Annotated in this window: 1 protein-coding gene; it reads right to left on the reverse strand. The window is 70.7% G+C overall.

What is annotated here, in order from left to right; genetic code table 11:
* Positions 1-2034: condensation domain-containing protein (locus H180DRAFT_RS28365; RefSeq protein WP_254666228.1), on the reverse strand; the 2034-nt coding region annotated here is incomplete at both ends.

Genomic DNA, 2034 nt, shown 5'->3' on the forward strand with positions numbered 1-2034 from the left:
CAAACACCGGCACATGCAACAACCACGGCTCGAACCCCACCTCCGTCGCATTCACCTCAGCCCGCACCACCGCCTGCCCCACCGGCAACCCCACGCGCGGCGGGGGGCCTTCCCAGTCGTGGTCGGCCAGCGTCTCCAGCAGGGTGCGCATCGCGTCGGCGGCCGCCTCCACGACTCCGGGCGCGAACAGGCCCTCGACGTAGTCCCAGTTGACGCTGAGTCCGCCGCCCTGCTCGACCACCTGGCAGTCCAGGGTGACCTGCGGCGTCTGGGACAGCCCCCGGGTCCGGGTGCCGAAGGAGAGCTCCAGATCGGGGAATTCCCCTGCAACGCCCAGGGTCGAGGTGAAGACGACCGGCATCAGCATCTGCGGCATGCCGTGGCGCCGCGCCAGTTGTTGCAGCACCCATGTCGCCGAGACGCCCCGGTGCTCCATTCCCTCCCACACCTGGCCCTGCACACGTCGCACGGTCTGCGCCCACGGCTCGTCGGCGCCGCCGGTGTGGCCCAGCAGCATAAGGGAGGTGAAGTCGCCGACCACCTGATCCACTTCGGGGTGGAGGTCCTGGCGGTCGAAGACCGTCATGGTGAGGGTCAGGGCCGGGTCGGCACTCCACATGGCCAGGATCTCGGCGAATGCCGTGGCCACGACCGTCGAGATGGTCAGCCCGTGCTCGGCGGTCCGCTGCCGCAGGGCCTGCCACTGTGCAGGCTCGATCCGGAACTCGCGGCGGGCGAACCGGGGTTGGTCCACCTCTTCCGGCGCGACCTGGAGGGGAAGGGCGGGAGGTGGCGGCAGTTCGTCGATGGCCTGGAGCCAGTAGGCCTCGTCGCGTGCGCGGACGTCGTCGTCGACCTGCGTGGCGAGCAGGTAGTCGCGGTACGACAGCTCCAGCTCCGGCAGTCGGAGACCCGGGTCGCTGTAGAGGGCGGAGACCTCGCTGAGGACGGTGACGATGCTGAGCGCGTCGAGGACGATGTAGTCGAACCCGACGCCGATCACCGTGCGCCCGTCTTCGCACTGCACGGCGCGTACGTCGAAGAGCGGCCATGCCGTGACGTCCAGGATCTGGCTGTCCATGCCGCGCAGTTCGGCCACCGCCGTGTCGTGGCCGGCCACGGTCGTGGTGCGCACCGGCAGCCGGAACCGGGGCACGGTCGGGAGGATGCGCTGCCGGCCGTCGTCGTCCAGGACGGCGCGCATCATCTCGTGCCGCGCGACGACGGCGTTCCAGGCGGCCTCCAGGCGCTCGAGGTCCACCCCGTCCGACTCGAACTCCCAGTACCAGTAGGAGCCGACCCCGCCCAGGGCGAAGCCGGAGCGGCGCCCCAGCCAGTAGGCACGCTGGACGTCGGTCAGTTCGAAGGGCTCGTGGCGGTTGGCGACGTCGGGGACGACCGTCGTCGTCTCCTCGCCGGTGCTGTCCGCCGCGGCGAGCGTCGCTGCGAAGCCGGCGAGGGTCGGGACGCTGAACAGGTCACCCAGGCGCCCCGTGAGTCCTTGGCGGCGCAGCTCTGCGAGCATGCGGGTGGCCAGCAGGCTGTCACCGCCGAGGTGGAAGAAGTTCGACTCGCGGCCGGGCGAGCGGGCGTCCAGCAGCTCGGCCCATACGGCGGCGAGAGTGGCCTCCGCCCCGGTGAGCTCCGCATCCGCCGGTCCGTCTGCCGACGCCTCCGCGGTGAGCCGCTCGGCGAGATCCTGCTGCACCTTCGCCCGGTCGATCTTGCCGTTTGCGCTGAGGGGCAGCGCGCCGGAGACGGCGACGTGCGTGGGCACCATGAAACCCGGCAGCTGATCGGCGACCGATTGCTGCACCCGGACGGGCCGGACGTCGGCGCCGTCCGCTCCGACCACCAACGCGCAGAGTGTGTGGCGCTCGGGCACCACGACGGCAACGGCCTCCCGCACGCCGTCGACGCGTTCGAGCGCACGCTCCACTTCGCCGAGTTCGATGCGGTGGCCGCGGATCTTCACCTGGTGATCGGTACGGCCGAGGAACTCCAGAATCCCATCAGGGTGATAACGCCCCTGAT

Origin of the sequence: Streptomyces sp. WMMB 322, assembly GCF_900090145.1 — a bacterium.
Classification (GTDB): domain Bacteria; phylum Actinomycetota; class Actinomycetes; order Streptomycetales; family Streptomycetaceae; genus Streptomyces.